Annotated in this window: 25 protein-coding genes, 1 tRNA gene and 1 other RNA gene; 5 read left to right on the plus strand and 22 right to left on the minus strand. The window is 36.2% G+C overall.

Annotation, left to right across the window (positions count from 1 at the left end; all coding sequences use genetic code 11):
* Positions 1-381: 381 nt before the first annotated feature.
* From CD29_RS17310 to ffs, 14 genes are all read right to left on the minus strand, one after another.
* Positions 382-654: a pro-sigmaK processing inhibitor BofA family protein gene (locus CD29_RS17310; protein WP_052124234.1), complete on the minus strand. Its 273-nt coding sequence runs from the start codon at positions 652-654 to the stop codon at positions 382-384.
* Between the two features lie 67 nt (positions 655-721).
* Positions 722-934, minus strand: a complete 213-nt coding sequence (locus CD29_RS17315; RefSeq protein WP_036189754.1) for a YaaL family protein — start codon at positions 932-934, stop codon at positions 722-724.
* 77 nt (positions 935-1011) lie between these two features.
* Positions 1012-1608, minus strand: a complete 597-nt coding sequence (gene recR / locus CD29_RS17320; protein ID WP_036189756.1) for a recombination mediator RecR — start codon at positions 1606-1608, stop codon at positions 1012-1014.
* A gap of 11 nt (positions 1609-1619) precedes the next feature.
* Positions 1620-1934: a YbaB/EbfC family nucleoid-associated protein gene (locus CD29_RS17325; RefSeq protein ID WP_036189758.1), complete on the minus strand. Its 315-nt coding sequence runs from the start codon at positions 1932-1934 to the stop codon at positions 1620-1622.
* A 75-nt stretch (positions 1935-2009) separates the two neighbouring features.
* Complete coding sequence (gene dnaX / locus CD29_RS17330; protein WP_036189760.1) at positions 2010-3770, minus strand: DNA polymerase III subunit gamma/tau; 1761 nt, start codon at positions 3768-3770, stop codon at positions 2010-2012.
* A gap of 158 nt (positions 3771-3928) precedes the next feature.
* Positions 3929-6535, minus strand: a complete 2607-nt coding sequence (locus tag CD29_RS17335) for a VWA domain-containing protein (protein WP_036189762.1) — start codon at positions 6533-6535, stop codon at positions 3929-3931.
* On the minus strand, positions 6519-8270 hold the full coding sequence (locus CD29_RS17340) for a vWA domain-containing protein (RefSeq protein ID WP_036189764.1): 1752 nt from the start codon (positions 8268-8270) through the stop codon (positions 6519-6521). Before CD29_RS17340 ends, CD29_RS17335 begins: the two co-directional genes overlap by 17 nt.
* A gap of 11 nt (positions 8271-8281) precedes the next feature.
* Positions 8282-9160: a DUF58 domain-containing protein gene (locus CD29_RS17345; RefSeq protein WP_036189804.1), complete on the minus strand. Its 879-nt coding sequence runs from the start codon at positions 9158-9160 to the stop codon at positions 8282-8284.
* Entirely contained in the window at positions 9160-10155 is a 996-nt protein-coding gene (locus CD29_RS17350) for an AAA family ATPase (RefSeq protein ID WP_036189767.1), read from the minus strand. The genes CD29_RS17345 and CD29_RS17350 overlap by 1 nt, the downstream gene beginning before the upstream one ends.
* Before the next feature lie 14 nt (positions 10156-10169).
* A complete protein-coding gene (locus CD29_RS17355; protein ID WP_036189769.1) occupies positions 10170-11543 on the minus strand; it encodes a hypothetical protein in 1374 nt (457 codons plus the stop codon).
* 12 nt (positions 11544-11555) lie between these two features.
* On the minus strand, positions 11556-12410 hold the full coding sequence (locus CD29_RS17360; protein WP_036189771.1) for an ABC transporter permease: 855 nt from the start codon (positions 12408-12410) through the stop codon (positions 11556-11558).
* The gene (locus CD29_RS17365; protein ID WP_036189773.1) at positions 12407-13339 is read right to left on the minus strand and encodes an ABC transporter ATP-binding protein; all 933 of its coding nucleotides are present in this window, start codon (positions 13337-13339) and stop codon (positions 12407-12409) included. Before CD29_RS17365 ends, CD29_RS17360 begins: the two co-directional genes overlap by 4 nt.
* Positions 13336-15708 (minus strand): hypothetical protein, encoded by a 2373-nt coding sequence (locus CD29_RS17370; protein WP_036189775.1) that lies wholly within the window; start codon positions 15706-15708, stop codon positions 13336-13338. The genes CD29_RS17365 and CD29_RS17370 overlap by 4 nt, the downstream gene beginning before the upstream one ends.
* A 246-nt stretch (positions 15709-15954) precedes the next feature.
* An RNA gene (gene ffs, locus CD29_RS20065) (signal recognition particle sRNA large type) lies at positions 15955-16221 on the minus strand.
* 152 nt (positions 16222-16373) lie between these two features.
* Between ffs and CD29_RS17375 the strand changes: the two genes are divergently transcribed.
* Positions 16374-16464, plus strand: a tRNA-Ser gene (locus CD29_RS17375).
* Between the two features lie 59 nt (positions 16465-16523).
* Here CD29_RS17375 and CD29_RS17380 read toward each other — a convergent pair.
* Positions 16524-17144 carry an RraA family protein gene (locus tag CD29_RS17380; RefSeq protein WP_036189806.1) on the minus strand — a complete coding sequence of 207 codons (621 nt, stop codon included), beginning with the start codon at positions 17142-17144 and terminating at the stop codon, positions 16524-16526.
* A 218-nt stretch (positions 17145-17362) separates the two neighbouring features.
* Between CD29_RS17380 and CD29_RS17385 the strand changes: the two genes are divergently transcribed.
* A complete protein-coding gene (locus CD29_RS17385; RefSeq protein ID WP_036189777.1) occupies positions 17363-17743 on the plus strand; it encodes a hypothetical protein in 381 nt (126 codons plus the stop codon).
* A gap of 83 nt (positions 17744-17826) precedes the next feature.
* On the opposite strand, the gene CD29_RS17390 is transcribed toward CD29_RS17385, so the two are convergent.
* Together CD29_RS17390 and CD29_RS17395 are read right to left on the minus strand one after the other, a co-directional pair.
* The gene (locus tag CD29_RS17390) at positions 17827-18606 is read right to left on the minus strand and encodes a GNAT family N-acetyltransferase (protein ID WP_036189779.1); all 780 of its coding nucleotides are present in this window, start codon (positions 18604-18606) and stop codon (positions 17827-17829) included.
* 75 nt (positions 18607-18681) lie between these two features.
* On the minus strand, positions 18682-19245 hold the full coding sequence (locus CD29_RS17395) for an LOG family protein (protein ID WP_197061779.1): 564 nt from the start codon (positions 19243-19245) through the stop codon (positions 18682-18684).
* 82 nt (positions 19246-19327) lie between these two features.
* On the opposite strand from CD29_RS17395, the gene CD29_RS19790 reads away from it, so the two are divergent.
* Positions 19328-20086: an MBL fold metallo-hydrolase gene (locus CD29_RS19790; protein ID WP_052124235.1), complete on the plus strand. Its 759-nt coding sequence runs from the start codon at positions 19328-19330 to the stop codon at positions 20084-20086.
* Positions 20087-20149: 63 nt separating this feature from the next.
* Here CD29_RS19790 and CD29_RS17405 read toward each other — a convergent pair whose 3' ends face one another.
* Positions 20150-20824: a deoxynucleoside kinase gene (locus tag CD29_RS17405; protein WP_036189781.1), complete on the minus strand. Its 675-nt coding sequence runs from the start codon at positions 20822-20824 to the stop codon at positions 20150-20152.
* Positions 20821-21456: a deoxynucleoside kinase gene (locus CD29_RS17410; protein WP_036189783.1), complete on the minus strand. Its 636-nt coding sequence runs from the start codon at positions 21454-21456 to the stop codon at positions 20821-20823. The genes CD29_RS17405 and CD29_RS17410 overlap by 4 nt, the downstream gene beginning before the upstream one ends.
* A gap of 222 nt (positions 21457-21678) precedes the next feature.
* On the opposite strand from CD29_RS17410, the gene tadA reads away from it, so the two are divergent.
* A complete protein-coding gene (gene tadA / locus CD29_RS17415) occupies positions 21679-22179 on the plus strand; it encodes a tRNA adenosine(34) deaminase TadA (protein ID WP_197061780.1) in 501 nt (166 codons plus the stop codon).
* A 192-nt stretch (positions 22180-22371) separates the two neighbouring features.
* On the opposite strand, the gene CD29_RS17420 is transcribed toward tadA, so the two are convergent.
* The 3 genes from CD29_RS17420 to CD29_RS17430 form a co-directional block, all read right to left on the minus strand.
* Complete coding sequence (locus CD29_RS17420; RefSeq protein WP_036189786.1) at positions 22372-23535, minus strand: aminotransferase A; 1164 nt, start codon at positions 23533-23535, stop codon at positions 22372-22374.
* Positions 23536-23603: 68 nt separating this feature from the next.
* Positions 23604-24254 (minus strand): CoA transferase subunit B, encoded by a 651-nt coding sequence (locus CD29_RS17425; RefSeq protein ID WP_036189788.1) that lies wholly within the window; start codon positions 24252-24254, stop codon positions 23604-23606.
* Positions 24255-24256: 2 nt separating this feature from the next.
* Positions 24257-24967 (minus strand): CoA transferase subunit A, encoded by a 711-nt coding sequence (locus CD29_RS17430; protein WP_036189791.1) that lies wholly within the window; start codon positions 24965-24967, stop codon positions 24257-24259.
* A 209-nt stretch (positions 24968-25176) separates the two neighbouring features.
* On the opposite strand from CD29_RS17430, the gene CD29_RS17435 reads away from it, so the two are divergent.
* Positions 25177-26490: a short-chain fatty acid transporter gene (locus tag CD29_RS17435; protein WP_036189793.1), complete on the plus strand. Its 1314-nt coding sequence runs from the start codon at positions 25177-25179 to the stop codon at positions 26488-26490.
* Positions 26491-26625 lie beyond the last annotated feature (135 nt).

Below are 26625 nucleotides of genomic sequence, written 5' to 3' on the forward strand. Positions count from 1 at the left end.
GGCACGCCGCCAGCGTTCGTCCTGAGCCAGGATCAAACTCTCCATAAAATGTAGAATTTGAGTTAAGCTCAAATTTTGTCAGACATTCATTTGAATGTCTAAAAAAACATCTGCTGGCATCATTTTTGATGTCCAAATTGTGTTTCTATAATAGAAACGTTTAATTCATTAACGTTTTGTTGTTCAGTTTTCAAGGTTCATTTAATCTGCTTAGTAATTTACTATAATTTAGCTAATCACCTTAGCGACTTTTAAAATTATATCACCGTGTCTGTAAGATGTCAACACTTTTTTGATTTATTATTAACAATTTGATGTGACGTCTTAGCGACTTAATTAATATATCACTATATTTTTCACTTTGCAAGACTTTTTTAGTTTTTATTGAAAAATAGTGATGACTCCAATACACAGTAGTCCTGGAATCCCTAAGATTGTTATTGTTAATGCAGAAAATAGGTTAACAGGCACTATAATATTATGCCCATCAGCTATGATATGAGCTAGGTATAGTATGGCAAAAGAACAAGCTAATCTAAACAAAAGAATTGCAAGTTTTTCTAAGATTACACCAAAACCTCGTTTCTTTCCTATTGTAATAACAGCAAATATGAATAGCACACAAAATAAACCAATAGTTATGTAAACTATCATCTTATACCCCTTTCAATAAACTTCTTATTAATAGGAGCATATGCTTTTGCGGCTACTCATATTTATATTACTTAATTAATATTTTTCGTATTCTCGCTTCTTTAAACAAATAAAAGTGAATGCTCTCTGCAATTTTCCGCTGTGCGATAACATCTAAGTCATAATCATCCATCAAACCTTCAATCACCTTGGCGTTATTCCAATCCTCTTTCGTTTCTATAATTAGATTTCGAAGATTGTGATCAAATTCTTTTTTTAACTTTCCTTTTCGACGGAACATATAAAACTTCACTCACCCTATCTCAATCAAACTCATCAAACCTAACTTATTTTGAAACATATAATAGAAGAAAGTCTTTATAGTTCTCTTCTTCCTTCTAATGCTTTGGACAAGGTAACTTCATCTGCATACTCTAAATCCCCACCTACAGGTAATCCATGAGCAATACGAGTTGTTTTGATACCTGATGGTTTCACTAATCGTGAAATATACATTGCTGTTGCTTCCCCTTCAATTGTCGGGTTTGTTGCTAAGATCAATTCTTGTACTCGCTCGTCTTGCAAGCGAGTAATTAAAGAAGCTACATTAATATCCTCTGGGCCAATGCCATCCATTGGTGAAATTGCGCCGTGAAGTACATGATATAACCCGTGGTAATCTCTCATCTTTTCCATAGCAATAACATCTTTTGGATCTTGCACTACGCAAATTGTAGTAATATCTCTTTGCTTGTCTGAACAAATTTGACATGGGTCCACATCAGTAATATGCCCACAAACAGAACAATATGATAAATTTCTTTTTGCATCGACTAATGCTTTTGCAAAAGATAACACCGTATCTTCTTTCATCGTTAAAACGAAAAATGCCAGTCGGGCCGCTGTTTTCGGGCCGATACCTGGCAATTTCATAAAGCTATCAATTAGCTTTGATATTGGTTCAGGGTAGTACATTGTTTATCCTCCTAGAATGGAAGGTTTAAGCCTTGAGTGAATTTCCCCATTGTTGATGATGTCGTATCTTCTACTTTCTTTAGTGCGTCATTAATTGCTACAACAACTAAATCTTGTAACATTTCAACATCTTCAGGATCCACTACTGATGGGTCTAAATTTACATTTAGCACTTCGCGTTGGCCGTTTACAGTTACTTTAACCATTCCGCCACCTGCTGTACCTTCAAATTCTTTTGCATTTAACTCCTCTTGAGCTTGCATCATTTCTTTTTGCATTTTTTGCATTTTTTTCATCATACCTTGCATATTACCCATTCCGCGCATATTAAAATTCCTCCTAAATTATTATTATTTTTCAATTTGGTAATCAGTTTCTTACATTCCCTCTGACAACCTTAACTAATCATCAATAACCTCAACAAAATCTTTCCCAAACAATTTTTCTGCTTCGGTTATCAATGGATCATCTGATGTCATTTCTTGAACATCTGCTAAAAATGGTTGATCAGAATGTACATTAACTGAATCTTCTTCAATTGATGACTCGTTTTTATCAGCTAAATGGTTTTCTTTAATAAAGCTTTCCCGCAATGTATACCAATCATCATCTGGAATACATAAAAAATCATACATATTTCCAGTAAGTTGTAATAAGAATTGCGTAAAACTTCCTGTTAACTCATGATTATCGGCCACCATCTTACAATGAATATCATACTTGAATTTTACCACAAATGCACTAGATGATGCCGCAACAGGTTCTGCTTCTGCAAAAAGCGCTGCATGTGACTTTTGCAGTTGGCTAAGTACCTGAGCCCATGCATTTTTTATCGTTTGAATATCCTTCTTTGTAGCACCTTTTAACACTTCTTTTATTCTTCCAACTGGTGCATTATAATTTTGCGATTTCACTCTTGGACGAGGTGTTTCTTTAGTTTGAGGCACCTGAACTTGCGGAACACCATTTTGAATTTGCTGTGTTAGGCTCTGAACCATTTTTTCTAACATTGTAATCTTATCGAGTAATTGAGGGTCCAATACATTGCTTTCGGTAGAATGCACTGCTCCTCCTCTTCCTGAATATTGAGCCATTTTTAACAAAGCAGTTTCTAGATAGATTTTCGTATGGTGTGAAAAGCGCATTTCTTGTTGCGTTTTAGATAGTATATCGATAAATCCATAAAGATTGTCGGCGCTATAATCGTGGGCCAACTGCATAAACTTTTCTTCAGGTGTTACTAATTCAAGTAGTTCATCAAGTTCTCGACTTGTTTGTAACAATAATAAGTCACGGAAAAATGTTATTAAATCTTCTGCTAATCGAACAGGTTCTTTCCCATCAGCAATAAGCCCTTCCATTAACGATAATACTTGAGCAACATCTTTTTCTTTTAAAGATTGGGCTATATCGTAAAAGATATCTTGACTGACAGACCCTGTTACAAGTAATGCATCTTCTAGCGTTAACGATTCCCCACTAAATGATACAACTTGGTCAAGTAAACTTAGGGCATCTCGCATCCCTCCTGCAGCAGCTTGTGCAATTACTTTTAAGGCTTGTTCATCAAATGGCAAATGAATATCTTCTAAAACTACTTTCATTCGCTCCAAAATATCATTTGAAGAAAGACGTTTAAAATCGAAGCGCTGACAGCGTGAAATAATCGTTGCAGGAAGTTTATGTGGTTCAGTTGTTGCTAAAATAAACACTGCATGGGCTGGTGGTTCTTCTAATGTTTTTAGTAATGCATTGAAAGCACTCGTAGAGAGCATATGCACTTCGTCGATAATATACACTTTAAATCGGGCATTTGCCGGTGCAAATCTGACCTTCTCAATGATGTCACGCATTTCCTCAACTCTTGAGTTTGATGCTGCGTCAAATTCAATTACGTCTGGATGAGATCCTTCTGTAATACTTAGACAGGTAGGACATTCATTACACGGTTCACTGGAGGGGGCCTTTTCACAATTCAAAGCTTTTGCAAAGATTTTTGCGGTACTTGTTTTCCCTGTTCCACGTGGTCCAGAAAAAAGATAAGCATGTGTTGTTTTATTTGCTAGGAGAGCATTTTGAAGCGTTCTTTTTACGTGTGCTTGACCAGACATTTCTCTAAAACTTTGAGGTCGATACACACGATAAAATGCTTGATACGTCAACTTTTTCTTCCCCTTCTACTTCTTGAATTTGGTAGGTCTATTATAACATAGGTTCTTTTATCCTTTCCTTTCATATTATCAAAAATCTAGATACTTCTAAAATAGAAAGAAAAACTGTTACAAGATTTTCTAATATAATCGAGTAACAGCATTGAAGTTTATTTTCTTTTTAATTCTTTTAGTAGTTGACTAACGTTTGTTTCCTCAATAACCTGTTTATCTTCTATACGTTTTTTCGTTTTACTATTTGTTTTTAAGAAACTCCATCCAAAACGTCTTAATGTTATATCGATAAAGAATAGAAGCATGCTTGCTAAAACTAACCAAATCGTTATATTTTGTCGCTCATTCCCATTAATAGTAAATTCACGGAACACATGTGAAGGGTTTTCTAAAGTTAACATTTCCCCACCTGTACGTTCAGCAATGGTATTGAGTACGAGCTCGTTAGGCTGTTTCAGCTCATATTCAGAACTATATGGAATCGTTAATCCTGCTTGATAAATGGCATCTGTTCCATCATTTTGCGTAATTCTAAAAAATACGAGTCCAGGATCGGATTCAGCAATAACACGTACTTTACTTGATGAAATAACATCTAACTGAATATCTAATTCCTCACCAGCCTCATTTACGACCGCAATGTCTAAAAATGCAGCCTTATTCGTTGGATCGGTAACGATAAATGAACCTTCTGTATCTTGTCGAATATCATAGGCAACTTCATTATATGACGGAAGTAGTTTAGAGACTGCCGTTTGCCAGAAATTCGTCCATTCCTCCCAGCGCGCCCAATCACCACTCCAAGCTCCTGTTGAATCAGAAGTAAATGCAATCGTACGACCTAATCCATACTGCCACTGGGCTAATACAGGATCTTCTTTCTCACTCTCGGCAATAACGTTTGCAGTCTGTTTAGCTGTCGTTGCAATATAAGCGTTCATCTGAGGAACACCACTTTCAAAAAGCGTATTCCAACCTTCTGCATTATAAATGATTGGATAGAAGGGATTATCTTCTATATAGGTACGTGTAATCATTGCTGTTTCCCTAGACAGAATAGAAGGAATTGTTGTTTCATCGATTACACTATAAAAACGGCCACTTCCCATTTCGCTAAGCATTTCAAGTAAATTAGCATCTGCATCAGAACCAATCGCTACAGTAGAAAGAGTAATGTTGTTTGCTTTTCCACCTTCAATTAATTCCTCATAACTATTAGAAGTTGCTGATTGTCCATCTGTTAACAAAATAATATGTTTTCGTTGTAACTCAAGATCCTCTAATTTTCCATATGCCATCGCAAGGGAGGAATAGATCTCAGTCCCCCCACCAGGAGGAACTGAAAGAATTGTATTTACAGCTTTTTCTCTGTCGATTAAAGGTGATGTTTCTATTACTTCCCATGGCTGATCGTCAAATGCGATAAAACCAAGAGTATCACCATCTCTTAGTAGCTCAACGGACCGCGCAGCAGCTTCTTTTGCTAATTGGATTTTTGGGCCCATCATACTTCCAGATCGGTCAAGGACTATTACAAGACCAAGAGAAGGAAGTTGATGTTTCCCCTTCACTTCCATTTCCACTGGCAGTAACTTTTCAATTGGTGTTTTAAAATAACCACCTAAACCAAAGCTATTTTCACCACCAACCATCATAAAGCCAATTCCAAAGTTTTTCACCGCTTGTTCAATTACACCCATTTTCGCTTCCCCAACACGGTGACCAGGAATGTTATCAAAGATGATGGCATTGTACTGTAGATAACTAGAGAGAGAGTTTGGCAGGTCCACGGAAGGAATCACATCGTAGTCAATTGAATTAGGACCTAGTGCCTCTGCTATAGGTGACCCAGTTTCGCGGTCACTTACAATTAATAGTCGTGGTGAACTTTGTACCATTGTGGCACTCGTTAGTTTATTATTTTCTAAAATTGCATCTTCACTAACTTGTACTACTGTTTCATATTTTACTAATCCTTCCGCCGTTCCAACATGACGGTATGAAAAGACATTTGTCCCTTCTTCTATCGAAATAGGTTCTTGGTAAATAAGTTGGTCATTTTCATATAAATATAGAACACCTTCATTCGTAGAAGTAGACTTTATTTCAGTCACTAACTGCTGTTCTTCACCAGCATAAGCGATTTGAGGAGTAGCAAAGCTTGCTATTGATACATCTGAAACAAATGGTTTTGCTAACGGGACAACATCAACAGATACATTCGTTCCAGAGAGTTTTACTAATTGATCTACAACATTGCCTTTCGTTTCAAGACCATCCGTTAACAAAACAATTCTCGTCGCCTTTTTTCTGTCTACTATGCTTGTTGCAATTTGTAGTGCTTCTTCAATATTCGTATTGTTTGGATCATTTATATTACTTAAAGTTGGGGCACGTTCGATTGTATTTGATAATATCGATTCTGTTTGTAATCCTGAAGCAAAGGAATATATCCCGATTTCATGTTGTTCATTTTTACTTGCTAGGCTTTCTTCTATAAAATTTATCACTTCGTCTTCTGTCCCGCTTAACGATGCGGATCGATCCATCAAAAAGATGATTTGTTCTTCTTTAATCGGTAATAACATGTACGGCGAGGTTACAGCAAAGACAAGAAAAACAACAGACAATCCTCTAATTACAAAAACTATCAAATGGCTCTTTTTCAACTGATTTTTATGACGCCACCAAGTCCAAACAAAATACGCAATGGGTGGGATAAGTAAAACAAGTGCAATAGGAAAATTAATTCGTAAATCCACGTCTTCTTTGCACCTCCCACTCCATTACTAGTAACAGTAAGATGATAAGTAAAAACCAAACAGAGAGTGATTCTTTTGTTGTAATATCTTCTCCATCGCTTTGAAGCTGGCCAAGTTCAAAACTTGTACCTTTTTGAATGGATCTTTCTTGAGTTGAAAGTTGAACTACAAAGTATTTTTTATCATTGAAGGATTGTAATGTGTAAGGACCTGGCACAATTGGCGCTTTAAAATAGCTTGGATTTCCAACGGAAGTAATATATTCATCATCAAATGAGTAAATTGACCATGCACCATCCACAAGTGAAATCGCTCTTGATTCATTTGGCCGAAAAACTCCAAGACTTTGTGTCCCTTCTGATAATTCATTGTGTAAGCTCCATAAAATTAGTGGAAATGAAGGATGTAAGGGCCAATCCGTTGATTCAATGTCGGCTAAAATGGCTATATCACCTTTAGTTGAACGTTGGATAAATGGCTGATCTGCAATTGTTGCAATTGTTTTGAATTCTTCAAACGGTGGATAGATTGCACTTACATAGACATCTTCTAACTTACTAAAGGTAAATAAGGGATCTTTAGATACATCCACCACACTTCTTACTTCCTCTGCAATTTCGTCATCTCTGCCAATTAATATCACATTACCATTTGTGGACTCTAATAGTTCCGTTTGATTAGTCACTATAATCCCTTCACTATTCATTGTTTTCAATTGTTCAGATTGCACAATCTTCACATCTGTATCTAATGCTTGAAAACCCTTTTGAACAAGCGCATGCATTTGTTGATCAACCAGAATCTCTAATTGACCTCCACCTATAATCGCACTCATTGTATTATCTAGGCCATAATCATCTTCTACCTCAATGCTAGCCGTAATAATGCCTGACAGTGGAAGTTGGTCATACATTAGTGATTGTTCTTTGGCTGCTTCAATGACGATTTTTTCTTCTTTTACAACCTCACCTTTCTCATCAACAAATGATAAGGTCAATTCTTTATCAATTTCTGTTTCATTTTTTAATTGGACGAAAGCAAGTAGTTGTTCATTCTCCTCAGTAGCTGCAAATTTTGTGATTGCTACATTTTCCAAATCTTTGTCCGCACCTTTAACAACCCACTTTACACGTTCACTTTCAATGGGTAATTCATTTCTATCTACCGCATCGGTAAATAAATAGATTGAGGTAGATGCCTCGCCAATAAATGCTTGTGCCACATCAATTGCTTTTGATAATTGTTCTTCTTCGAAAGTGACAGCTAGTTCATCAATTGTCTTATGTATAAGTTTAGTTTCTGTTTCTTGGCGAATGACCACACTTGGTTCTTCCCCAGTTGTAATAATTGTTAGTGGACGCCCATCAAATTCTGAAACAATTGAGTTCATTTCTTCCTTATGCTTTTTGAAGGTTGATATTTCCTTTCCTGCAAGCATAGTCGCAGATGTATCAACAATCCAGATGATTTGTTCTCCTGCTACTTCTGATTTCTTTATAAATGGATTCATTAATGCGAGCATGAACAATATTAATGCAAGCAATTGCAAGTACAGTAAGGCATTTCTTTGTAGGTGTTTTAGGTAAGGCGAAACTTTTGTTTCTTGCATGACTTCATCCCAAAACATAGTTGAGGAAATGGACTGGTCTTTATATTTTTTTCTAAAAAAATAATAGACCAGGACAATCATAGGGAGAATAATAGTCCATGCGAATATTAAATTACTAAAACCCATTTATAATCACCTCACTGTACCATTCGAGCTCTTAATAGATTTTGGAAAATGGCATTTTGTAAACCATCTTCTACAACAAGCTGAATCGTTTGAACTCCAAAACGACCCGCGACCTTTACAAATTGTTTCTGATGCAATTCTCTTATTTTTACATAGTCATCAATTACCTTTGTGGACATCGAAACATTCGTATTTTTATTCGTTTCTACATCAATCAGACGTAATTCACCTGAATACGAAGGATGCATTTCTTCTTGAGTTACCACTTGAATACATCGGATATCTCCTGCAAAACGTGGTAACCGTTTAAAAAACTGTTCCCAATGTTGAATTGGTTCTAATCCGTCCGACACAATAAATAGAACGGTACAATCTTTAGGTAATACTTTTAACCCCTCAGCTGTAATTTGCCCATGAAATGTTGCTTGCTCAATCTCTGAAATCACCTGCAAAAAGCCTTTCCGACTCGTCGTACCTTTTCTTCGAAACATAGTTTTTTTATCATCTTCTTGTAAATAGGAAAAGGATAATCGGTCATCTCTGTTTAAAACCATTAGTCCAAGACTTGCAACAATTTGCCTTGCAAATAACCACTTTTTTTCTTCACCCATTGACTTACTAGAGTCCAATAAAATATGAACACGCATCTCTTGTTCATCTAAAAATCGTTTTATAAAATACTTTTCCGTGCGCGCATAAACATTCCAGTCTACTTGCCTTACATCATCACCAGGGGTATACTCACGGAAATCTGAAAAATCAAGGGAAGCACCAAACCTTGCTGATCGGTGCGAACCTTTATGTTGGCCTCGCAGCTTGGAAGTAGTTGCAATGGATAATCGGCTAACTTTTGCTATCCAATCTTCGGGGAGTATAAAATTCCCGCGCATCATAACCTAACTCCTTGCTGTACACTTGTTAGAATTTCATCGATTAAATCATCTGAAGTTTTGCCTGAAGCTTCTCCCTCATAATTCAGCATGATACGGTGTCTTAATGCAGGTTTTGCTACTGACTTAATATCCGCAATAGATACATGGAATCGCCCATTCATTACAGCGCGAGCTTTTGCTAACTTTAAAATACTTTGTAATCCCCGAGGTCCACTACCGTACATTACATACTGTTTCACCTCAGGTAAAACATCATTTCCCTCTGGATGCGTAGCGACTACTAAATTCACTGCATATTCCATCATTTCATCTGCAACTAATACTTCTTTAACCATTTTTTGCGCCAATAATAGTCGATCACGATCCATTACCTTTTGAAGCTCTATTTCTTTTGCACCTGTTGTTCTTTTTACAATTTCCATCAGTTCTTGCTTTGTTGGATAAGAAACAATAATTTTACATAAGAAGCGGTCCATTTGTGCCTCAGGCAAAGGATAAGTACCTTCCATTTCAATAGGATTTTGTGTAGCTAATACAAAAAAAGGATTATCCATCGTCTTAGTCTCACCTAAAACCGTTACAGTTTTCTCACCCATAGCTTCTAAAAGGGCACTTTGTGTTTTTGGTGTTGCACGATTAATCTCATCTGCAAGTACCATCTGACTAAAAATTGGACCTGGCTGGAAAATAAATTGCTGCTTTCCATCTATAGTTCTCTCTATCATATTTGTTCCCGTAATATCTGAAGGCATTAGGTCTGGGGTGAATTGGATTCGCAAAAATGATAAGTCTAACACTTCTGAAATTGTACGAATTAGCATCGTTTTCCCAAGGCCAGGCAACCCCTCTAGTAACGAATGACCATCAGCTAATATAGAATATAAAGTATATTGAATTGCTTCTTCTTGACCAACAATAAATCGACTAATTTCACTTTTCACTTGTTGTAGCTGCTCACTAATTTCTAGATAATCCTGTTCGCTATACGCCATTTTTTCCACACCTTTCATTCCGACTCGATTGAACTAAAATAGGATTGCACGATTGTTTGTAAATCCTTTGGTAGTTGCATTCGCTCTGAACTTTCCATATATCGATCCTTATATTGTCCAATAACTTCTTCATAAGGACGAATGGTTCCTTCTGTTACTGGAACTGGACCTTCTTGTTCTCCTACTGGTATCCCTTCACCAAGAGGGCCGCCATCTACAATCGTCTCTCCGTTTTCACCAATCCGTCCAGGAATGGATAGTAAGTTTTTAGTTCCTTGCCCTACCCCTGCACCATTTCCGATTCCAGGACCAGAGCCTTGACCACTACTACCTTGGCCAGGTGAACCATTTGAACCTTCACCTTGTAAGCCATTACTACCACTTTGGTTATTTCCACTACCTTCACCATTCTGATTAGTTTGCTGGCCTGAAGACTCATTTTGCTCATCACTATTTCCTTGGTTCTCACCACTAATACTATCTCCTGCTGAATCTGAGCTAGATTCTTGTGCAATAGCATTTTGAAGGTCAAAACGAATCGATTTTCCTATCCTACTTAAGGCAGCTTGAGTAGCACTCGCACTATTAGCTAATGCATTTCGCAATTGTTGTAAAGCCTGCAATTGTTCTTCCTCACTGGCTGTTAAATCGTGTGCTCCATTTTCACCTTTATTCTTTAAGTCCTTCTTTTCCTGAAGCTTTTGTTCTTGCAATTTAAGTTCTTTCTGTTTTTTTACGACTTCACTCAATGCTTCTTCTGAGCTGTTGAGTTCAGCTAATTTCTTTTGTAGGTCTTGTAATTGTTTTTTTATTTCTTCGTTTGTCGTTTTCTTTTCCATTTCGGCTACATCTTTTTTCAATTCATCAATTATTTCGTTTTCCTTTTCAATAACTACAGCTTCTGTTTGTGTTTGAGAAGGAAAAATATAGAGCACACCTATGACGACCATCATAAGAAGTAATGCTATTAACACTTTTGGTCTCCAAATTCTTTTTTTACGCTGTTTAAACTGATTAAAAGAATCTACCGAAGCCTTTTGTGCTCTTTTTAAGATTGAATCAACTAAAGGATTTGATTGTTCCGTAAATGATAAAGCGGTTAGAAGTTCATTGTGAGGGTAAAAAGAATCTAAACGTATTAAAGCATCATGATCTTTTACTCGATTCCACCAAATATAAAAAAATGTCAATATGATTACACTAGTACCACTATAAAAAGCAACATTTTGATAATAAGGGAAAACAAATAATCTAGAAGTTAAGAGAATCGTCGTATAAACTACAACTGAAAGCAAAAGACCGTATTGTAGTGCCGGTAATGAACTCTCAAAGTTTAAACTTTTCTTCGCCTGCTTAACAAACTGCATTAATGTTTTACGACGATCCATCTTTATTCCTCCTTATCTGCTATGTTTCATATTTGCTCGTAATTTGCGTATCGCAATCCATAAACAAACAACTGTTATTAAACTATAAAAAATTATATATACTACCCAATTTGGCATTGATATGCCCGTAAGATTTGAAAGTTCAGTTCCTAGTTCAGGATAAAGAACAGTTAACATTAATGCACCTGGATTTATACTCGCCCAAAAGAACGTAATGGGCGAATTTGTTGAAAATCCACCAACGGGAGAAGTAGGCATTCTATCTAATGAAAAACCTACAAAGAATAAAAATGCTGTGACAGCTCCTAAAAAAATCATAGCGCCATAAGTTGCAATCATGGATACAATGGTCTTTTTCGTAATCGTAGAAAACATAATTCCAATACTTCCAATAGCCACTACTGTTAATAAGTAAGATAAAAAGATTGTAATTAATTGAGTCGGTGAAACACCACCGAACAAGAACACAATACTATATAAAGGAAGTCCTGCAACGAGTAGTAATATTAAAAAAGCAATCGATGATAGTAACTTTCCAATAATAATCTGAGTGGAGCTTTGAGTTGTCGTTAGTAATATATTTAATGTTTGCCTTTCCCTTTCCGAACTGATTGCACCAGCTGTTAGCCCTGGGGTAATAAACATGACAAGAGCCATTTGAAGGACGGAAATGACAGAAAACATTATAAAACTCTCACTTGGTCGGAAAAATCCAGTTCCAGTAAATTGGGTAAATACACTTAAGAAACCACCAACAAAGATAAATAACAAAAACAGATAAAACATTAAACCTGAAAAGCTTTTAAATGCACGAAAGCGCAGTTTTAACTCCTTCATTAGTACAGGATTTGAAAATCGTTGCATCATATATCCGCTCCTTTCGTAATCGCCATAAAGACATCTTCTAAGTCTTTTTCATCTACTGTGAGCGAAAAGATTGGAATGTTGGATTGTAGCGCTCTCCTTAATAGCTCTACCTGTTGCTCGTTAGTACCTTTATAAGTAAAGGTAATTTCATTTTTATCTTCTTGAATATCAATTCCTGAAATTAACGGGTCTTCTTCAAAGAATGCACGTGCTACATTTAGCTTATTGAGTATCTTTACTTTGATATGCTTGTCACCTTGTAATTGAGCTTGGATCGTTTCCACGTGACCATGTGCAATCAGCTTTCCTCGGTCGATAACTACGATTTCATCACACATTTCAGATAGCTCAGGTAAGATATGCGATGATATTAGAATGGTTTTCCCCATTGACTTCAAGTGCTTTAAAATATCTCGCATTTCAACTCTTGCACGAGGATCTAACCCAGATGCTGGTTCGTCTAAGATTAATACCTTTGGATCATGAATAAGCGAGCGGGCTAGGCATAACCGCTGTTTCATCCCACGGGATAATAAATCTACATATTCATTGCGTTTTTCTGTTAAATTAACCAATTCTAATAACTCATGAATTAATATTTTCCTTTTATCCGAAGGAATTCCATAACTTGCACCGTAAAAATCTAAGTATTCTTCCACCTTTAACTGATCATAAACACCAAAAAAGTCAGGCATATAGCCAATTTGTTTTCTAACTTCAGCAGGTTCTCTTCTAACACTTTTCCCTTCGATGATTGCATCCCCTTCTGACGGAGATAAAAGAGTAGCTAATATTGAAAAGATGGTGGATTTGCCTGCACCATTTGCACCAACAAATCCACAAACAACACCCTCATCTATAGTTAACTCAAAGTGATCTAAAGCTACAAATGAACCATATTTTTTTGTTAGCCCTTTAATTTCGATCATTCTTTTGCCACCCCTTTAACTCCAACTTCCGGTAAAATCACTGGTTGCCCTTTATCGCCGTTACTATATTTAATATGGAAAATGGCTAAACCTTCTTCTGATAAATAATCACTTGAATAGATTGCATTTTGATCTTCAATCACTTCATATTCATTTGTATTTACGTTTAAAATGGAAACTTCTAAACGGTTTTCTTTACTCGTAAATAGGATTTCATTCCAGTTTGCTTGATTTTTTAAATTTTCAGGGATCTCAACTATATACGAGTATTCTCCATCTTCTAAATACCATTGATTTGTTGATTCATTTAATAATTCTACAAATCCAGTTTGGCTAATCATATCAATCGACTCAGTTAAAATATCGCTTCCTAATGTAATTTCACCTGTATACTTCACATCTGCACTAAAAGGTTGCGAAATATAAGTAACTGGAGAAAGGCTAGCATTGCCTTCAAGTTCTAATCCAACAAGTGACTGATCAGTCCAACCAATAATGACAGGTAGATTGTTTCTCTCCGTTAGCCCTGCTGCACCATATTTCGCTTTTTCCATACGCATTGGCATTATTTCATCCTTAGTACTTGGATAGTTGTAGCTATAATTTGAATTTGTTGGTGCCACTAATACTGCACTATTTAATTGCTCGGAAACTGTGATAGTTTCACCAGCTTCAATTGTCCCAAGCGGGATTTCGCGATGTCCAGACCAGATTGCAACATCTTTTAACTCAAATGGAAAATCATTTGTAATAGTCCCTTCAAGGAGATTACTTTCTATAGACAAATCTACTTTAAAACTTCCTGCATTAGGAATTTTCGTTTCTCCTATTATGGATTGAACAGACCAATAGTTTAAATTCTTTAGATGAATAGAAGAACTATCTGCATGATGTTCTATATAAGATTTATCGTGTAATCTATCAGTACCGTTGCCAGTATATCCAGTGGCAATCGCTGTTGTATTCTTATCCAAATGGAAAGTGAAGTCTCCGCCACGATTCGTTAAAATAGATTCAATATAGTAACCTGATAGATGATTGTCTTTGGTTACTTGATAATATGCTGTTTGTTGAATCTGAGATTGAAGAAGGCGATCTTTTGCGCCGACTATAAATAACGCTATAGAAAGAGCAACTGAAATAACAGGTATAATCCACCATGCATGCTCTCGTTTATCGAACTTTTTGAGAATTAAATATAGAGTTGGTCCAATAAGTAAAATATAAATAAGAACAATAATAACTAATGTTGTCACTGATACTTCGAAAGAAGGGAACAATTCATTAATAGATGCTACTTCATGCGGGAGATAATCCATATAATTCCCTACAAAGGTTGGATACCCATGAATTGGTTGACTTGAATCTAGTTTCAGTACGGTTGCAATCAGCTTTGGATATCCATTCATTGAAGCAAGTGGGTTATCACCAAGTGAGAAGGTTGTTTGGATGATTTGACCTTTCCCTAAATTTGAGTTTGCTGCAATAATGATTCCATCAGCTTCAAATGTTGAATCGCTATTCTGAGTTGCTTCCGCTTGATAGATTTCAATATCTTCTGTAAATTTACCACCGTTTGATAGTTCCTCTAAACTATTACTAGAGATAATTGTGCGTTCATTTGATAACGCTAGCGGCAAATAATCTTTAAAAAGCCCAACAGATGCCTCAACCTGATCAGAAGCCCCTATTAAGATAGTGCCTCCTTCTTGTACCCACTGAAAAATAACCTGCTGTTGTTCTTTTGTTAAATGGGATATCCCCACTTCATCAATAGCTAATACATTAGCGAGTTTAAGTCCCTTCACATTTGTAGGAAATTCGAAGTTTTCAATGGTATTTAAATGATATACTTCCACGTTGTATGTTGCATATTGTCCAAGCTGTAAAAATGTTGCTAGGCGATCAGCATTATCTGTAAGTGTATAAATAATTGTTGTATCTCGATCATAAATACTTGGGCGTACTAACTTATCGCCTGTGTAGTCGACGATTTTCCCACGTTCAATGCCACCTTCATAAAAATAAAAGTACTGTTGCTGTTGATTCATATGCATGTAATCATCCGCTAAACCATCTAAGTAGAGCTGAACTGTTTTCGTTTCACCTTCTCCAATATCAAGCGGGTAAACGGTTGCTGAACCAGCATTATAGGATACGGCTGTATCAATGACTAAGTCTCCTGAAAAAGCCGATCCATTATTTGTAATTGTAAGTTTTAGTGGTAGTGGGGTGTAGCTCTTTATGTTATTAGCAATACCGAGCTCTGCTTCTAAATCTAACTTAGGCGCGGCGCTTGCATGACCTATTGGGATACAACTAATAACCAAAGCTATGAGTATAGCGAGAAAAATATTTCTTTTGAACAAAAAACCCACTCCTTTAAATTTCCATCTATATAAATTAGTACGTTTTTAAATGTACTTTGTTCCAAATAATTGGTTACCTTATGGAATTGTTCGTATATTTTACCTATTCCATTCAAAAGTTATTATATGTAAAAAAAAAAGAATCTACTATAAAACAGCAGATTCTAGACATTACATATTAATAATTATTTACAACAAATAAAAAAAGCTCGCCAATAAGACGAGCGTTTGTTATGCACATTAAAGCCGTGCACCTTCCTTCGACTGCCGCACATAAGCGTTACTCCTGTCGCCAGCTCGGGTCAGGCTACCCCACGGCACATGGGTGAGACCACTTAATGCTGCTTCCTTCCGGACCTGACATGGTTCATGGGTACCCATTGCGCAGGACCCAACCGTCAACGCTACGTGCAAGAGTCAGACCCTACATGCGGTCAGCCTCAGAAAAGGGATTCAGTCTCGCTAGAGCGGATTGCGAGTTACAGGGCACCGCTACCTCCCCACCTAGCACGGCAAGTACTAGTATACTTTATATTATGGTTAAAATGCAATGTTTAGATATGGAAATTTCTCATTCCAAAAAATTTATATAAAATAATTATTTTTATTAATCTTTTTTGTTGACCATGGATAACTATCATGATATATTAATTCTTGTCTAATACGGAGGCGTACCCAAGTGGCTGAAGGGATCGGTCTTGAAAACCGACAGGCGGGTTAAACCGTGCGTGGGTTCAAATCCTACCGCCTCCGCCATAATTACGCATGATAATACCCGTTACTTCGGTAACGGGTTTTTTATTTTGAAAAATAGTTTATGTTGTTCGCAATACTTTCTTTAAATAAGCACGTATCGATTCTTCTCCGCTCGAAAGAGCTTCTTTTTCACGAGCGTCGTCTTTTACTATTTTCGCTTCGGCTAATGTGGCGATTGTTTCTTCTTCACCCTGCGGAATAACAACAACACCATCCACATCACCAACGATATAATCTCCTGTATGTACTGCTACTCCCCCAACAGAAACAGGTACACTTACTTCTCCACCACCATTTTTAAACCCAGCAGCAACTGTTGTTCCCAGTGAAAATATAGGGAAGTCTAATGATTTAATTGCTGATAGATCTCGAATAACACCATCTACAACAAAGCCTTGTATACCGAGTCCCTTCGCTAAAGAAACTACAAAGTCACCAGCTACTGCTCTATTTGTATTCCCCTTTGCATCAATTACTAATATATCTCCCTTCATCGCTTTGCTAATTGCCTCTAATACAGCACCATTTTCTCCATCTGGCAATCTTACGGTTAAAGCTTTTCCGGCAATTTTATAATGATCACCTAGCGGCTTTATTCTTGCATTAATATTTGTATGCCCTCCAGTAGCATCTGAAATTGCTGTTGTTGGAAGTGCAAAAAGTCGTTCTTCTATTGATATGGCTTTCAATTTAACTCCTCCTAAAAATTTATATTCCATAGTACTAATACAGTTCGATACAAATTCTTTTGAAAAAGACTACATACTTCCCCTACCTTGCAACATATATTAAATATAAACGACATTTATACATAATTTTGAATTTTTTACATAACCGTTACAAATGAATTTAAATGGGGAAGGTAAGAATAACTGACAAATTATAGGGAGTGATCAAAATGGCAAACCCACTAATACAAGAAGTGACCGATGAGAATGGTAAATTAACTTACAAATTAACTTCTTTTGATATTGAAGTTGTTGCTAAAATGAATGGTGGTCTTGCGCCAACCATTATCTATCTACACAATAATAAAGATGTAACCGATTGGATTCGAGCTATACGTTTCAGTCCAAGGCAACCTTCATCCTATATCGAAGATTATGATCGATTTCAAGCAATGCTTTTTCAAAAAGAGGAAAAAGCCATCAATGATCTTTATGACACAATTAGTATTCGCCCTAAAAACATGACCTCTGGGAAGCAGATCATTTGGAGCTTCGCAGTTTTGGCTTTAATGTCGATTCCACTTTTAGTTGCATTTTTTATTATGAAATAGTCATTATTTTAAGAAGTTTCCCTTAATCCATCATTATGAAGCATAGAAGAACGCTCAAAGCATTAGGCTCTGAGCGTTTTCTATTAAAAGTTAGTTTTAGGTGATTCGCACTCATAAGAGTATGCGAGACAATGAAAATTATGCTTTTCAAGAATAGGTCTACTCATTGGACTGGCGTCAACAGTAAGGAAAGGATGTCCTTTCTCATATGCCTTTTGTGCACGAACTGCTAATAGTTGTGAGTAATATCCTTTTCCTCGAAACGATGGTAGTGTTGAACCTCCCCAAAGACTTGCAAAGGATGAGTTTTTCTCTAAGTACATCCAAGCTGCACTAACAAGCTGATTATCTTCATAAATTCCATAAAGATACACTGACTCAGGATTATTTTGTTTATCTCTCCAAAGTCTTTCCCCAAGCTCTGTAAGAGGTCTATTCCAGATGGCATGTTCTAGACTAATAATGTCTTTGATACCTTGTTCATCTGTAATTTCCTTTACATTGAAGTGCTGCCCATTTTTTAGTAAAGGGTGCTGATCATCTAATTTCATAACCATAAGGGCTTCAGGGTCACCAATTATAAAACCTTCTTGTTCAAGAATGCCTGTTAAATTATCAGGTTGATCATAGCTATATACTTTCCACTCAAAATCTCGTTTGAGGTTTTTAAAATAGTCTAACTCATTTTGAATTACTTCCCTTGCATTGTCTTCGTTAACATTCGATGCAATGATAAACCCTCTTTCACCAAACTGCGAAATATGGCGAACAACATGCTCTGTTTTCTCTCTTGTATAACCTTGTACGTCGGCATCTTCACGAAGTTCTTTGTGAAATAATGCAATTAACTCATTATTATCCATTAACGTTTTCCTTTCGCGTTCTTAACTCACTAGAGATAATTAGATTCGTAAGATATAAGTTTTACTGCTAGGAGTTTAATTCGCTACTTTCCCTAAATCACCTTCATCAGCTAATAAAATTTTTATAATCTCATCTACTGACGATGCAACCTGTAAAATGCTACGCTGTTCCTCACGAATAAATCCTTCATCTAGCATCTTTTCAAAATGTTGAATGAGAGCGCCATAAAATCCGTTAATATTATATAAAATGACTGGCTTTGCATGTAGTCCAATTTGTGCCCAAGTAAAGATTTCAAAGTATTCGTCTAATGTTCCGCAGCCACCTGGAAGGGCAATATAGCTATCTGCTAAATCAGCCATTTTTGCCTTACGTGAGTGCATAGAGTCAACTATATGTATTTCTGTTAGATTAAGATGTGTCAGCTCGCGTTTTTGTAAATGTTCTGGCATGATTCCTATGACTCTACCTTTATGTGCAAGGGCACTGTCTGCCACAGCTCCCATTAGCCCTACGGTTGAGCCCCCGTAAACAATTCCTAATCCGGCCTTTGCTAACTGTTCTCCTAATTCTTTTGCCTTTTCTATATAAATCGGGTTTTTCCCTGTTTGCGAACCACAATAAATTGCAACATTCATGTGTTTATCCCTCCACGATTTTCGTTACACTATATTATAGTGTTCTAATATTAATCAAATGTAAATAAAAGGAGTAGATACAATGAAAATAACCCCATTAGGTGTTGGTGGTGCCTTTACAAAAACTAATTATCATAATAACTATATTATGCAAATAGGTGAACAATTACTTTTAGTAGATGCAGGTACAACATTACGAACTAGCCTAGTTGAAGCAGGTTATCATTATACAGATATAGATTATGTCTATATCTCTCATCTACATTTCGATCATGTTGGTGGGTTAGAGGAAATGATTTTGCAACGATATTGGCATTTTGAAGATGGGAAACATGTCCCGTTGAAGACAAAAATTATCGTTCATGAAAAGCTGTCTCTATCCTTACGAACATTACTTTCCCAAAGTTTAAACAATCAAGGACATGCTGTCGAAGATTTTTGCCAATTCGTCATACCGAAAAATGAAGGGTCCATGTTTATTGGGAATTCTACATTCTCGTTATTCGATACAACAAATTTCCATCAAGAAGGAATGATCAGTTCGGGATTTAAACTGTCCTGGAATGGTGCAAATTTAGTCTATACAAGTGATATTAAACGACTAGATCAGGCAAATATTATCGCACAAGTTGATGAAAAGACAGTTGCCATTTTTCAAGATGTAAGTTTTACGACAAACGGAGCACACGCAACACTTGATGAAGTTTTAAGTTATTATCCATCAGAACTCCATGAGAGAATCTTTGCTATGCATTACAATGACAATGTTGGGGATTTCGACGAAGTCATACAGCAGGCAAAGATCCAGCTAGTGAAAAGACAGCAAGTGATAGAATTTTAAAATTTAAAAGGCTACATCAATCAAGTACGTTGATGTAGCCTTTTATATCCCCTCATAACGGGTTTATCTTTGTTTTTTAAATCGATTTGTTTGTTCGATCATATACCCAATACGTTCAACAATACTCTCAATTTGCTCTGGATTTTCCTTTAAATCGTAATCATTTATATCTAATCGTAGTACCGGGCAAGAGTTAAATTGATCAATCCACTCTTGATAACGGCCATGCATTTCTTCCCAATATTCTCTTGGCGTATGTTGTTCCATTTCACGACCGCGCTCTTTAATTCTATCAATCACATCTTCAAGTGATCCCTCTAAATAGATTAATAAGTCAGGATGTGGGAAATAAGGAGTCATTACCATCGCATCAAATAAATTCGTATACGTTTCGTAATCTGTTGGGTTCATCGTCCCTTTATCATAATGCATTTTCGCAAAAATGCCTGTATCTTCATAGATAGAACGATCTTGTATAAACCCTCCACCATACTCAAAAATACGTTTTTGTTCTTTGAATCGTTCTGCTAAAAAGTAAATTTGTAAGTGAAAGCTCCATTTCTCGAAGTCATCATAAAATTTATCTAAATAGGGGTTTGAGTCAACCTTTTCAAAAGAAGTGCGGAAATTTAATGCTTCTGCTAGGGCAGTTGTCATTGTCGATTTCCCAACACCTACCGTTCCAGCAATTGTAATTACTGCATTGGAAGGGATATTATATTTTTCTCTTAAATTCATTCTGCTTGTAACTCCTTTAAGCTTTTCTTTACTAACTCTAAAACATTTTGTAAATGTTCTTCATTTTGTACAAAGTCTATTTTGTCTCCATCTAGTTCGATTACTGGTATATCAGGATGCTTCACTTTAAACTGCCCGATAAAATCATGGTAATCCTTTGATAATTGATCCATATAATCTCTTGTAATCAATTTTTCAAATTCTCTACCACGCATCTTTATTCGATTCATTAAAGTATCAAGACTAGCATGCAAGTAAATAACCATATTTGGGCGAGGCATATCGGAGGTTAATATATCGTAAATTGCTTCGTACTTTACATACTCAGAGGGAGCAAGTGTACGCTTAGCAAAAATTAAGTTTTTGAAAATATGATAATCAGCGACTACAGGTGACTCGTTTTGAACAATATGAGACTTAACATCTGATAATTGTTTATATCGATTACATAGGAAGAACATTTCTGTTTGAAAGCTCCACTCATCAATATCTTCATAAAATTTTCCTAAGAATGGGTTTTCATCAACAATCTCTTTCAGTAAGTAATAGCCATATGTATCAGCAATTGCTTTTGATAAAGAAGTTTTCCCTACTCCTATCGGACCTTCAACTGTTATAAAAGGGACAGACACTTTAGCCCCTCCTTCTTGTCTAAATTCGTCAATGTTCTACATTTTATCATATAAAGTAGTCGAAAAACACAATTGGAATTAAACTAAATTAAGTAATTATTAAATATATAGACAAATTTAGTAGGATTGTACGAAAACTTCCATTACAAAAAATCAATCAAGATTAGAGAATTCATACAATTTAGCTTACTATGATACACTATCAACCAAGGAGAGATGCATGTGGAAACTTTAGAAAAAGATCGATATTTTATGCTTGAAGCGATTGAAGAAGCAAAGAAGGCAGGAGCCATTGGTGAAGTACCTATTGGGGCTGTAATTGTTCATAATGACGAAATTATCGCAAGAACACACAATTTAAGAGAAACTACTCAAAATGCAGTTACCCATGCAGAACTAATGGCAATACAAGATGCTTGTGATGTAGTCGGTAGCTGGCGTTTAGAGGAAACTACGCTATACGTAACACTTGAGCCTTGTCCAATGTGTGCCGGTGCAATATTGCAATCACGTATACCACGTGTTGTTTATGGAGCAAGAGACCCTAAAGGTGGATGTGTACATACATTTTATGAACTATTAAGCGACTCTCGTTTTAACCATATATGTGAGGTAACAGAAGGTGTACTAGGTGAAGAATGTGGTAAGTTGTTAAGTGATTTCTTCCGGGCATTGAGGGAACGTAAAAAGGCTGAAAAGCTAGCAAAATCAAATGATAAATAAAAGGACGGGATTATATCTAACCCCTGTCCTTTTAGTTTCCTTAAATTTATACGTGCGAGTTTTAGGACGTTATGTGTGAATTTCAACTGATTACGTGCGCTTTTAAACTAGTTTCGTGCGAATTTCGTACAATTACGTGCGTTTTCCAATTTACTTGTTAATTTCAACTCGTTATGTGCGACTTCAACACATTTATGCGCGTTTAAACTTCTCCATAAACTTCTCTAATCGATTCATTGCTTCGTCTAATTTTTCAATAGGCTGAGCATAAGAAATACGTATATACCCTTCTCCATAATTAGAAAATGCGCTTCCTGGAACAGTCGCCACACCTTGCTCTTTTAACAAACTTACACTAAAATCAAAAGATTTCATGTTTGTATGTTTAATAGAAGGGAATATATAAAAGGCTCCCTCTGGTTTAACGACATCAAATCCCATCGAAACTAAACGACTATAGACCAAATCACGTCGGTTTTTATATTCATTTCTCATTTCAATGGCATCATCTTTTCCAACGGTCAAAGCCTCTATTGCTGCATATTGACTAATACTAGATTCGCAACTTAAAAAATATGCAATGACTTTTGTAATCTCTTTTGAAATGAATACAGGTGCTAATGTGTAGCCAATTCGCCATCCTGTCATGGAATGAGACTTCGATACACCATTGACTATTATCGTTTTCTCACGCATTCCTTCAAACTGTGCAATAGAATGATGTGTTTTCTCAAAAATTAATTCACTATAAATCTCATCAGAAATTATAAAAATTTCTTTATCGCGTAAAAGTTTTGCAATTTTCTTTAACTCGTCTTCTTCAATAACTGTACCTACTGGATTAGCCGGTGAACATAGAAAAATTGCTCTTGTTCGTTCAGTAATATGTTTTTCTATTAATTCAGCTGTTAAAACAAAAGCAGTAGATGTTGTATCTACATAAACTGGTACGCCACCGAACATTTCGATAATTGGAACATAACCAGGATATGCAGGTCCTGGCACGATGACTTCACAACCTTCAGTTAAGATTGTACGTAATACAGCCATAATTGCTCCAGATGCTCCATGTGTCACAACTACTTCGTCTTCTGGGTTATACACTAAGCTGTATTTTTCACTGTAAAAGTGTGAAATGGCATTTCGTAATTCTAAAACACCTGAATTTGGTGTATAGGAAGTAAAGTTTTGATCAATCGCTTGTTTTGCACTTTCTTTTACATGATTTGGTGTTGGGAAATCCGGTTGTCCAATTGTCAGGTTAATGGCATCAGGGTAATCGACAAGCATACTTGTAAATTTACGTATACCTGAAATTTCTTGTCTTTTTAAATTTGGATAAATAAGATGCTCCACAGTTGTTTCCCCTTTAAAAGTTTTATCTAAATTTATACCACTTCTTAATAATCATGTAAAAACTTTTTTTATTTATTTGAGAGCAAAGAGTCTGCAACAGTAAAAGTTCCTTCTGTTTTTTCTTTAATATCTTCAACAGACACACCAGGCGCCGTTTCAATTAACTGCATTCCTTCGTTTGTAAAATCAAATACAGCTAACTCCGTAATAAGTCGGTTGACAACACCTTTACCTGTCAGTGGCAATGTGCAAGATTTCTTTATTTTCGATTCACCATATTTGTTCACATGTTCCATAATAACAACAACTCGTTTAGCTCCAACTACAAGATCCATGGCACCACCCATGCCTTTTATCATTTTCCCTGGAATCATCCAGTTTGCTAAATCACCTGTTTCTGAAACTTCCATAGCACCAAGTATTGCAAGGTCAATATGCCCTCCACGAATCATAGCAAAAGAATCTGCACTATCAAAAAATGCACCACCGGGAACAATGGTTACCGTCTCTTTACCTGCATTGATTAAATCCGCATCAACTTCAGCTTCTGTTGGATATGGACCTATTCCTAACATGCCATTTTCAGATTGCAGTAATACGTTAAAGTCTGCCGGAATTTCGTTGGCTACAAGTGTTGGTATTCCAATACCAAGATTGACATTCATACCGTCTTGAATTTCTTTTACTGCTCTTTGTACAATACGATTTCTTGCATCCATATTTAAACCCCTCCACCGACTTTTTTTACTGTTAACCGTTCGATGCGCTTTTCATAATTTTGTCCAAGGACAACACGTTGCACGAAAACACTTGGTGTATGAATTTCATCAGGATCAAGTTCACCAACCTCTACAATTTCTTCAACCTCCGCAATGGTAATCTTCCCTGCCATTGCAGCGATGGGGTTAAAGTTTCTAGACGTTTTACGGAATACTAGATTTCCTAACTTATCAGCTTTCCAAGCCTTTACTAAGGCAAAGTCAGAAGCAATCGCTCTTTCCAACAAATACTCTTTCCCATCAAAAACTTTTACTTCTTTACCTTCTGCAATAGGTGTTCCAACACCAGTTGCAGTATAAAACCCAGGAATACCCGCGCCACCTGCACGAATACGCTCCGCCAAAGTACCCTGCGGAGTCAACTCAACTTCAAGCTCGCCATTTAAGAATTGTTGTTCAAATATTTTATTCTCACCTACGTAAGATGCTATCGTTTTTTTAATTTGTTTGTTTGCAAGTAACAAACCAAGTCCCCAGTCATCTACACCACAATTGTTGCTTACAATCGTTAAGTTTTTCGTTCCTTGGTTTCTTAGGGCTTCTATACTTTTCTCAGGTATTCCACATAGTCCAAAACCTCCAACGATTAACGTTGCCCCATCATGTATATCTGAAATAGCTTGTTCAAATGATTCCCATACTTTCCCCTTCATTCTAATCCCCCATTACTTATGAACTTTATGAATTTCTACTAAATAACGTCATTCAAACAAATATATGAATTTTATTCTCGAGATAGGACAGAAATCCCTTGTTTATAAACTCTATAAATATATTTTTATTTCATTGATATAAAACTTTCTTACCATACATATTATTCAGCGAATAGCGTTTTTAATAACTAAGAAGGGGGAATGGAAAGATGAAGTTTATGACTAAGGTCGCAAATACAATCATGGAAAGATACTTACCAGATCCTTATATCTTTGTTGCAATCTTAACTGTACTCGTTTTATTTCTAGGTGTTGTTTTAACCCCATCCACACCATTAGATATGGTTGTTCATTGGGGGAATGGATTTTGGGGGATATTAGCATTTACAATGCAAATGGTTGTTGTATTAGCTGCTGGGCATGTTTTAGCAAATAGCCCTGTCTTTAAAAAGTTATTATCATTTTCTGCTAGTAAATTAACAAAACCAAGCACTGCTATTATAGTTGTTACATTTGTATCTTTACTTGCTAGTTGGATTAACTGGGGCTTTGGACTAGTTATTGGTGCACTATTTGCGAAAGAAATTGCACGACATGTGAAAAAAGTAGATTACCGATTATTAATTGCTAGTGCTTACTCAGGTTTTATTGTTTGGCATGGGGGCTTAGCAGGATCGATTCCATTAACGATTGCAACAAGTGGACATTTTTACGAAGATTTGGTTGGTGTAATCCCAACAACTTCTACAATTTTTACTCCATATAACTTATTCATCGTGATCGTCATAGGAATTACTTTACCATTCTTTAACCGATTCATGATGCCAAAAGAGGAAGATGTCGTTGAAGTAGATCCGAAACTATTAGTCGAGGAAGAACAAAAGTTTCCTCCTGCTGAAAGAACATTTGCTTCTTGGTCAGAAAGAAGTTACGTATTAACAATTTTAATTGGCCTTATTGGAGTAACTTATTTAATTTATCACTTTGCAACAAAAGGCTTTGCTTTAGATTTAAATATTGTAAATACAATCTTCATCATATCAGGTATAATCCTTCACGGTACGCCACAACGTTTCTTAGCTGCTGTACAAAATGCTATTAAAACAACTGGGGGAATTGTTTTCCAATTCCCGTTTTATGCAGGTATTATGGGCATGATGACGGCATCAGGCTTAGCAGTAGTCTTTTCACAATGGTTTATAGCAATATCAAATGATTTCACCTTCTACTTATTTACATTCTACTCAGCTGGATTGGTAAACTTCTTCGTACCTTCAGGTGGCGGCCAATGGACTGTACAAGCACCTGTAATGATTGAAGCTGCTCAAGCAATTGGTGCAGATTATGCAAAAACAGCGATGGCCATTGCATGGGGGGATGCTTGGACAAATATGATCCAACCATTCTGGGCGCTTCCAGCTCTTGCAATTGCTGGTTTAAGAGCAAGAGATATTATGGGGTTCTGTTTATTTGTACTAATCTTTACAGGAGTCATTATTAGTATAGGTTTCTTATTCTTCTAGATAGGTTTTTATGAATGAAAGCATACTGCAGAGCGCGGTATGCTTTTTTATTGTTCGTACATTTCTTGGTCTTGCTTAATATTGAAGTGAAAAAATGGTTAGACTCTTACTAAAATAATTGCTATTAGGGTTTAA

This window comes from Ureibacillus manganicus DSM 26584, from assembly GCF_000772945.1.
GTDB lineage: Bacteria > Bacillota > Bacilli > Bacillales_A > Planococcaceae > Ureibacillus > Ureibacillus manganicus.

Coding starts and splice junctions, on each gene's coding strand:
- CD29_RS17405 (WP_036189781.1), bottom strand. CDS start 20,824: ATGAATTTAAGAGAAAAATATAATATCCCTTCCAATGCAGTAATTACA.
- CD29_RS17425 (WP_036189788.1), bottom strand. CDS start 24,254: ATGGATGCAAGAAATCGTATTGTACAAAGAGCAGTAAAAGAAATTCAA.
- CD29_RS17340 (WP_036189764.1), bottom strand. CDS start 8,270: ATGGGTTTTAGTAATTTAATATTCGCATGGACTATTATTCTCCCTATG.
- CD29_RS17365 (WP_036189773.1), bottom strand. CDS start 13,339: ATGATCGAAATTAAAGGGCTAACAAAAAAATATGGTTCATTTGTAGCT.
- recR (WP_036189756.1), bottom strand. CDS start 1,608: ATGTACTACCCTGAACCAATATCAAAGCTAATTGATAGCTTTATGAAA.
- CD29_RS17360 (WP_036189771.1), bottom strand. CDS start 12,410: ATGATGCAACGATTTTCAAATCCTGTACTAATGAAGGAGTTAAAACTG.
- CD29_RS17345 (WP_036189804.1), bottom strand. CDS start 9,160: ATGCGCGGGAATTTTATACTCCCCGAAGATTGGATAGCAAAAGTTAGC.
- CD29_RS17390 (WP_036189779.1), bottom strand. CDS start 18,606: ATGGATAATAATGAGTTAATTGCATTATTTCACAAAGAACTTCGTGAA.
- CD29_RS17430 (WP_036189791.1), bottom strand. CDS start 24,967: ATGAAGGGGAAAGTATGGGAATCATTTGAACAAGCTATTTCAGATATA.
- CD29_RS17385 (WP_036189777.1), top strand. CDS start 17,363: ATGGCAAACCCACTAATACAAGAAGTGACCGATGAGAATGGTAAATTA.
- CD29_RS19790 (WP_052124235.1), top strand. CDS start 19,328: ATGAAAATAACCCCATTAGGTGTTGGTGGTGCCTTTACAAAAACTAAT.
- CD29_RS17315 (WP_036189754.1), bottom strand. CDS start 934: ATGTTCCGTCGAAAAGGAAAGTTAAAAAAAGAATTTGATCACAATCTT.
- CD29_RS17350 (WP_036189767.1), bottom strand. CDS start 10,155: ATGGCGTATAGCGAACAGGATTATCTAGAAATTAGTGAGCAGCTACAA.
- CD29_RS17395 (WP_197061779.1), bottom strand. CDS start 19,245: ATGAATGTTGCAATTTATTGTGGTTCGCAAACAGGGAAAAACCCGATT.
- CD29_RS17325 (WP_036189758.1), bottom strand. CDS start 1,934: ATGCGCGGAATGGGTAATATGCAAGGTATGATGAAAAAAATGCAAAAA.
- CD29_RS17355 (WP_036189769.1), bottom strand. CDS start 11,543: ATGGATCGTCGTAAAACATTAATGCAGTTTGTTAAGCAGGCGAAGAAA.
- CD29_RS17310 (WP_052124234.1), bottom strand. CDS start 654: ATGATAGTTTACATAACTATTGGTTTATTTTGTGTGCTATTCATATTT.
- CD29_RS17435 (WP_036189793.1), top strand. CDS start 25,177: ATGAAGTTTATGACTAAGGTCGCAAATACAATCATGGAAAGATACTTA.